We start from the raw sequence: 7310 nt of genomic DNA on the forward strand, positions 1-7310 counted from the left end.
CAAGTGAGACTGCAATATATCCTATGTACTCACTGTGGGTCAGGTCACATGCAGATCTTCCTTTGAAATATTACCAGATTGTCAATACGTTCAGGTATGAAACAAAGCATACAAGACCGCTGATTCGTCTTCGCGAGATTACGTCCTTCAAAGAGGCACACACGGTCCACGCCACATGGGAGGAGGCAAAGAACCAGGTTGAAGAGGCGGTCATGCTGTATAAGGAGTTCTATGAGCAGCTCTGTATTCCGGTTATAATTTCAAAGAGGCCGGACTGGGACAAATTCCCCGGGGCAGATTACACACTTGCGGCTGATGCGATCATGCCTGACGGGAGGACACTTCAGGCAGGAACTGTTCACCATCTCGGGGATAACTTCGCAAAGACCTTTGATATTACTTTTGAGGATGAAACCGGCGAACAACAGCTTGCATTCCAGACGTGCTATGGGATCTCGGAGAGGTGCATTGCGGCACTCATCTCGGTTCACGGAGATGACAAGGGACTGATTCTTCCGCCCGCTCTCGCCCCGGTCCAGATAGTGATCGTCCCGATAATAATGAAGAAGATGGCCGAAGAGGTCGCACAGGCGGCAAAGGATATCGGGGCGGAGATGAAAGAGGCGGGGCTCAGGGTCAAAATCGATGACAGGCCGCTTCGTCCGGGTGCCAAGTATTATCACTGGGAGATGAGAGGCGTTCCGCTCAGGCTTGAGATCGGGCCGAGGGATCTCGAGAACGGCGTTGTGATGGCTGCAAACAGGTTCGGGGAGAAGACGACTGTTTCACGTGAGAGCTTAACAGATGGAGTCAAATCCCTTCTCGACGCCTTCCGCGATCAGCTGATGGCATCGGCGGTCGAAAAGGTCAAAGAGGAGATCAATATCGTCGATTCCCTCGACGAGGCAAAAGAGGCGGTCGAGACCGGGATCGCCGTTGTCCAGTGGTGCGGCTGCGAGGAATGTGCAGACGAGATCGAGAAGGTTCTTGACGTAAGCGTTCTTGGTGATGAGATCAGGTCGGAATATATTGAAAAGACGGAAGGAAAGTGCATCGTCTGCGGCAGGCCCGGGAAACAGGCTGTTGTTGGCAGAAGTTATTGATTTTTTTTCTTTTTTTTATTCCCAATATAAGCGTCGCGGCCAAAATCGCAGTTCTTGTCTGAAAATTTCAAAAAAATAAGAGAAATAATCCTATTTCCTTCCTTTTCTGTAACTTATTTCCCCGTGCTCTTTCGACTATTATTGACTGATATGGAAACTTCAGGTGCCAACGGATTTTTCCTTCCCATCACGGACGGATATGATGAAGAACCCGCAGACCACAACGGCGATGATGAGACTCAAAATAAATCCAAAAATATATCCGCTTGCGGCGATGATTACCCCTGTTAAGACCGGTCCTCCCGAGTGTCCTATATCCATGATGGATGAAAGCGCCCCCATCGAGGCTCCCATCTGACCCTCCTGTGCGACATCCGCGATATACGCACTGGTTGCAACGGTGGAGAGCGAAATCCCAAGACCGATGAAGGCGCTTACGATAAGGAAACCAACGAAGGCCGAGGTAAACGGAATGGCAGCTGTAGATATCCCAAGGATGAGAAGCCCTGCGACGATCTGAACTCTTTTGTCGAGCCTGTCGGCGGTCCTGCCGAAGAACGGCTTTGTCGCGGCGATGACCAGTGTCTGGACGGCGAAGATGACCCCGATGAGGTATGCACCGATTCCCTGCGACAGAAGGAAGAGTGGGAAGAACGTCTCGAATGATCCGAAGGCGAAGTAGGTTGCCATATCCACAAATGCCGTCGCACGGAGTCTTCTCTCCGAGAAGAACACGACGAAACTACTGCGAAACGAAGAGAACGGCACTAAAGAAAGTGGGACGTGCTTCTCCTCCTTATACATAAGAATGAGGATTAAAACCGGAACAGCGGCGAGTGCTGCAACGAGATAGACTGCCTGGTATGGAATTAGCCCGGGATACGCAATGAACATCGAGATGACAAAACCACCGACAACAGGGGCCATGGTTCTCCCTATGAGAGTCGCGGAAGAGTACTGGCCGAGCATCTCGCCCTTGTTCTCAGAAAAACGCTCGGCGATGATCGCGGAGACGACCGGGCCGAGGATTGCGGTAGCCGTTCCGTGGAAGAACCGGACCGGAATCAGCCACAGGGGATCGAAGATTATCAGGTAGAGCAATGGTGCGGCGAGGAAGACGATACCGGATATGATAAGCAGCCTCCTCCTCCCCAGATGATCGGAGATAACTCCTATTGGAAACGAGAAGAGTATCCCTGCGAAGGGTGATACAGCCGCTATCAGGCCGATGACGGCGTCCCCGGCCCCGAGCGCCTGTGAGAATAGGGGAAGCACAGGGTTTTTGGATATGGTTGTCGAAAATATGGCGAAGAAGCCGAGAAGGAAGAGAGAATAGACCAGACGGCGGTTAGGAAGGGATGATGTGACGGACATATCTGTTACCGGTCGTTGTTGATCAGTCTTTAGAAGGATAAACGAAAAAGATATTGATTCACGGATATGCCGCCGTTTAATCTGGAGATTCCGGAGTTTGCAGGGGCATCATATTGCAGGATGAAGGGAACATTACGTCGATTCCCTCGACGAGGCAAAAGAGGCGGTCGAGACGGGAATCGCCGTCGTCCAGTGGTGCGGCTGCGAGGAGTGTGCGGACGAGATCGAGAAGGTTCTCGACGTCAGCGTCCTCGGCGACGACATCAGGTCGGAATATATCGGGAATTCGACAGGGAAGTGCATCATCTGCGGCAGGCCCGGGAAACAGGCTGTTGTTGGAAGAAGTTATTGATTTTTTTCTTTTTTTTTACTGATTCATTTACATGAGTGATCCGTGAATTTTCCCGATTCATTTTCAAATAACTGATTAAAAAAAAGGTCTCTCAACATATAGTAATAATAACAAAAACAGGATTAAAGATAAATATCATCCAAGAATATGTGTAATTATTCGTTACGGTTTTGAATATGAGTGGAAAACCATCAAAGGAAAAAAAGGATTTAAGGCGTTTTCCAAAGAGAGGAGAACTTGTAGCATCACCTAGATCCTGCTATGAATCAGAGAGCAGGCATAACCTAACAGATAATTTTGAAAGCAAGAAGAAATTAACCTGTGTACATGTTAATGACTCCTACAAGTCATCAATTTATGAAAAAATGTCCTATGAAAGTATAAAAATATCCGATGGGACAAAATGGAGTGAAAGAGGTTATGTTCCCTCTTTCAAAAAAACAGATAAAACATTGATGAAAGCTGCCCGACGGACATATAAATCTCATGGCATAAATTACCGATGAGAGACTTTTTCATTTTTGCCGGACCCAATGGCTCAGGGAAATCAACAATAATCGAGTATTTCCTTTCAAATAATGACATCATATATTTAAATGCAGATTATTGTGCACGTGCAGATCCCGAAATTGCAAAGATGCAGGATGGGCAGGAGAAGTCAATCAGGGCACAAAAAAAGACAGAGAATCTGCTTAAAGGAATGATAGAAGAAGGATTATCTTTTGCCTGGGAAACTGTATTTTCTCACGAAAGCCGCCTTGAAATTATGAAATTTTCAAAGCAGAAAGGGTACAGGATTCATCTGATCTATATTACAACAAAACACCCGGATATTAATGTAGCCCGGGTTCATGACCGCTTTTTGCAGGGGGGACATGACGTTCCTGAAGATAAAATACGTGGACGGTATGAACGCTCTGTTTCTTTTTTACCGCAGATGATTCTAATAGCTGATGAGGTTTTAGTTTACGACAATTCCTATGAAAAAACAGACCCACAACTATTGTTTCAGAAATTAATGGAGAATGAACAAAATAATGAACCTGAAATGATAGTCTGGCAGAACGAAGACGATGAAATTTCCGAATGGGTTCTAAAATACATAGTAGAGCCACTATCTGACAGTGGTTATTTTATTCAGTGCTATATCTGAATTTTGGAAGCTGAATATCCATTTCTTTTCGTGTTGTGGAAGGATGCGAGGAGTGTGCGGACGAGATCGAGAAGGTCCTCGACGTCAGCCTGCTCGGCGACGACATCAGGTCGGAATATATCGAAAATTCGACAGGATAGTGTATCGTCTGCGGCAAGCCTGCAAAGCAAGCCGTTGTCGGCAGAAGTTACTGATTTTTTTCTTTTTTTATCCTATTCTGATAAGATTCTCAATTTTTGGAATTTTTAACTTTAAACCCGATTTTGTAAATTTAAATTCAATAGAGTTTGCTGCTGCACAAAAAATTTCAATTTTTACTCTTAGTATTGAAGGAACAAGTAATTCCTCATATGAACCAGTTATAAAAATAACTTCTTGCATAAATGGTCCAAGATTATAATTTGATTTTGAATAACTGGATATTGTTGATAATAATTCTAGAATTTTATACATCTTTTTTGTTAGTTCTATTCTTTCCTCTGGATCTTGATATATATCCAATATTTCTCCAGTGAGTTTTCCAATTTCTTCCTTCTTTTGTACAAGCATCACTCTTTCATTCTCTGAAAGTTCCATTATTTCTCTTTAGACTTGTAAATATAAAAACCGAATCCAAAATCAAAAAGATATTTCTTCTAATGGTAATCAAGCGGATTATACGCAAGAGGAATTTTTTGGTCTATAACATCTTTATGATAAAATTCTACTTTTTTTCCCTTTAAAAACTTAAAAAATGGATCTTTTTCAATATAGTCATCTCCAAAATCTGTAATCCAATTTTTGATATTTGCTTCATATGCCAATAACCAATGGTCATCATAAAGTTGATCTTCCACCATGAATTCTTTCCATTTTGATGTATCAATTTCACGACTAATAAGCTCAGATTCTCTTAAGTCCAAAGCAATCAAGGCAACAATCGAATCATCACATTTTGATATATGAGGTTCAGAATCTTTGTTAATAGTAATATTCAATTTTTTTGCAAGCCAAAGAGACCATGCTATCTCGTAACCATGTGAAAATTTACTATGATATTCAATAATTTCAGTAATTACATCATTTATTTTAGAAAGATCTAATTCATAGCCTTTTGAACTGTAATTATCCAATATTCCAATAACTTTTGGGAGACATTTTCCATCCAATATTGCTGATTTTAAGATAAATGACTCAAATAAGGACCAATTCTCTTTTAATATCTCTTCTTTATCAACCCTCGATATTGCATACAATAAAGTACTGTCATTTGGATATTTCTTAAAGTACTCAAATGCTCTACTAAAATAATTGATAATATCTGTATTCTGAATTCTCGAAGCTTTATTTTGATCAAATCCCATAGTATCCCGGAAATTAAAATGACGTAAATTTGAAACCCATTCATATTCTAATATCGTAGGGAATTCGACTATTTCTGTTTTATTTGGATTTACTTCTAATTCAAAATATTTTAAGGCATCATGGATATTATGAAGTGCTACTTCAGCATCATGTCTCGAATTAAAAAACAATGCAAAGTCATCAACGTATCTAACACCATCAATTTTTGGATTTCTCTCCAATAATTTACACTCAATTGCTCTTCCAATAATTTCAGATATTATATGTGAGGTGTCTGGCCCTGTTGGAATACCAATTGTTTGATTATCCATTGTGGATCTTACGCACTTATCAAGATAATTTCCATAATGTTCATCACCTCTATTTTCTTTTTGTTTTGCAAATGGCTTGCCATACAATGCCCAAGGAATACTGTGCGTGTAAATTGTCTGATAATATCTTGAAATATCAGTTTTAAGGAATATTCGATATGCAGTTGAGCGAATAGCACATTGTTGCTTATATTCCCTCCAATCAGCCTTTTTATCGAAGGATCGACCCGAGTCCTTATTTAGATCTGGAATACTCAATGATAATTGAGATTGATTAATAAATCCAGAAATAGAATTCCAGTTGTTTTCTATACAATATGCTAATCTAATTTGATGTAATGGATTTGGAATACTAAAATTACGACGAATATTTCTTGAACTCGGAACTGAATGAAGACAACATTTGCTTTGCTTTGTACCTTCGGAAATATAACTTTCAATTTTATTTAAAGGTAATTCTCCCAATAATTCTGCCAACATGGAAGATTTAAAAGGAGGTATCAATTTTTCTGAAAATAACCCTTTATCGATTAATGCCTTAGCAGTAAGCATATAATATCAAAATCTACGGTTAGAATAATATAATTAATGGCATATTTTTCCTTCAATACAGAGCAATTATTTCACTCACTCCCCAACCAAAAAAAACCTAATCAGAAACCTATAATGCCACAATTCAGGAAATAAATAATAGAATGCCCTCAGGATTTTTATCATCTGGAATAATGGCAGCCGGCCTTATGGTTACTGGCGGAGGGGTTATTGCATTAACAGGCGGAATCGGAGCGGTAGCACTCAGGCTGATTCATCAGGAAGGCACTGCTGCTGAGAAAACCGCCGCAAGATTAAGGCTATATGGCGTCGGGATTATGGGAACCGGGATAATATTGTGGATTATCCTATACATTCTTTTGACATTTCCATGATCTTTCAGTCGATGGCGGAATGGCGGAATGGCGGAAGGTCTGCTGCAGCCCCGCCATGATTCCCGCCATGATCGAAAATCCTAAAATGAGTCCCTATTTCCAAAATAAGATAATAATCAATGTACTTGTACATGTACAGATAGTATATGGCGGGATAATAAGGGAGCACAGCAGAAAATCAGTATCACATCTTCAGTGTGTGCGGGTGCCTGTGCTTCCGGGAGTCCCGCCATCAACACTAATCTGAGCGTGTCAGGCGGCCGGATAGACAGCAGTTCAAAGTATTGCTCAAATTCGTCCCCGCCATCCTTCCGCCACGTTCCGCCATTCCCGCTTCCGTTCAAATCGCCCGAACAATGAATGAATAAACTTCTTTTTCACTCCGGCTCTTTCACAAAGAAAGAGAGCACAGTCGTAATCAGGCATATCACCAGTGCAATTGCAAACGTATAGGTGAATCCGGTCATCATAAACTCGGGAACCGGCTGAACAGGAGCCATATACATCTCCCCTCCTGAAATCCCGATTATCTCCTCAAGGGCCGTTCCGAATACCACAATCCCGAGAGCGGATCCGAAATTTCCGAAAGTCTTCATAATTCCCGAAGAGACCCCTTTCTTATCGGGAGGGCTGTGGCCGAGTATAAGTTTCCTGTTCGGAGTCAGGAATATTGCCATGGAAAAACCGAATATCGCCAGGGCAAGGGCGGAGAAAATATAGCCGATAACTCCGGCAAACAGTGAGAAC

8 protein-coding genes and 2 pseudogenes are annotated in these 7310 nt (G+C 42.1%); 6 read left to right on the plus strand and 4 right to left on the minus strand.

Features of this window, described 5'->3' with window-relative positions:
• The coding region (gene proS / locus ACTB1O_RS02290) for a proline--tRNA ligase (RefSeq protein WP_462993522.1) at positions 1 to 1103 on the plus strand (1103 nt) is incomplete at its 5' end.
• Between the two features lie 159 nt (positions 1104 to 1262).
• Here proS and ACTB1O_RS02295 read toward each other — a convergent pair.
• Entirely contained in the window at positions 1263 to 2477 is a 1215-nt protein-coding gene (locus ACTB1O_RS02295; protein WP_462993523.1) for an MFS transporter, read from the minus strand.
• 157 nt (positions 2478 to 2634) lie between these two features.
• Here ACTB1O_RS02295 and ACTB1O_RS02300 point away from each other — a divergent pair.
• From ACTB1O_RS02300 to ACTB1O_RS02310, 3 genes and pseudogenes are all read left to right on the plus strand, one after another.
• Positions 2635 to 2829, plus strand: a pseudogene (locus ACTB1O_RS02300) (proline--tRNA ligase); the annotation flags it as partial.
• 176 nt (positions 2830 to 3005) lie between these two features.
• Positions 3006 to 3335 carry a hypothetical protein gene (locus ACTB1O_RS02305; RefSeq protein ID WP_462993524.1) on the plus strand — a complete coding sequence of 110 codons (330 nt, stop codon included), beginning with the start codon at positions 3006 to 3008 and terminating at the stop codon, positions 3333 to 3335.
• Positions 3332 to 3982, plus strand: a complete 651-nt coding sequence (locus ACTB1O_RS02310; RefSeq protein ID WP_462993525.1) for a zeta toxin family protein — start codon at positions 3332 to 3334, stop codon at positions 3980 to 3982. The genes ACTB1O_RS02305 and ACTB1O_RS02310 overlap by 4 nt, the downstream gene beginning before the upstream one ends.
• Positions 3983 to 4189: 207 nt before the next feature.
• Here the strand turns inward: ACTB1O_RS02310 and ACTB1O_RS02315 are convergent, their stop codons facing one another.
• Together ACTB1O_RS02315 and ACTB1O_RS02320 are read right to left on the minus strand one after the other, a co-directional pair.
• A complete protein-coding gene (locus tag ACTB1O_RS02315; RefSeq protein ID WP_462993526.1) occupies positions 4190 to 4558 on the minus strand; it encodes a hypothetical protein in 369 nt (122 codons plus the stop codon).
• A 59-nt stretch (positions 4559 to 4617) separates the two neighbouring features.
• Positions 4618 to 6189, minus strand: a complete 1572-nt coding sequence (locus ACTB1O_RS02320) for an RNA-directed DNA polymerase (protein WP_462993527.1) — start codon at positions 6187 to 6189, stop codon at positions 4618 to 4620.
• A 173-nt stretch (positions 6190 to 6362) separates the two neighbouring features.
• Here ACTB1O_RS02320 and ACTB1O_RS02325 point away from each other — a divergent pair, with 173 nt between their 5' ends.
• Together ACTB1O_RS02325 and ACTB1O_RS02330 are read left to right on the plus strand one after the other, a co-directional pair.
• On the plus strand, positions 6363 to 6563 hold the full coding sequence (locus ACTB1O_RS02325; protein WP_462993528.1) for a hypothetical protein: 201 nt from the start codon (positions 6363 to 6365) through the stop codon (positions 6561 to 6563).
• 19 nt (positions 6564 to 6582) lie between these two features.
• Positions 6583 to 6810, plus strand: coding sequence for a hypothetical protein (locus tag ACTB1O_RS02330; protein WP_462993529.1), 228 nt, complete (start codon positions 6583 to 6585; stop codon positions 6808 to 6810).
• Positions 6811 to 6940: 130 nt separating this feature from the next.
• Here ACTB1O_RS02330 and ACTB1O_RS02335 read toward each other — a convergent pair.
• Positions 6941 to 7310: pseudogene (locus ACTB1O_RS02335) on the minus strand (hypothetical protein); the annotation flags it as partial.

This window comes from Methanomicrobium sp. (assembly GCF_055145805.1).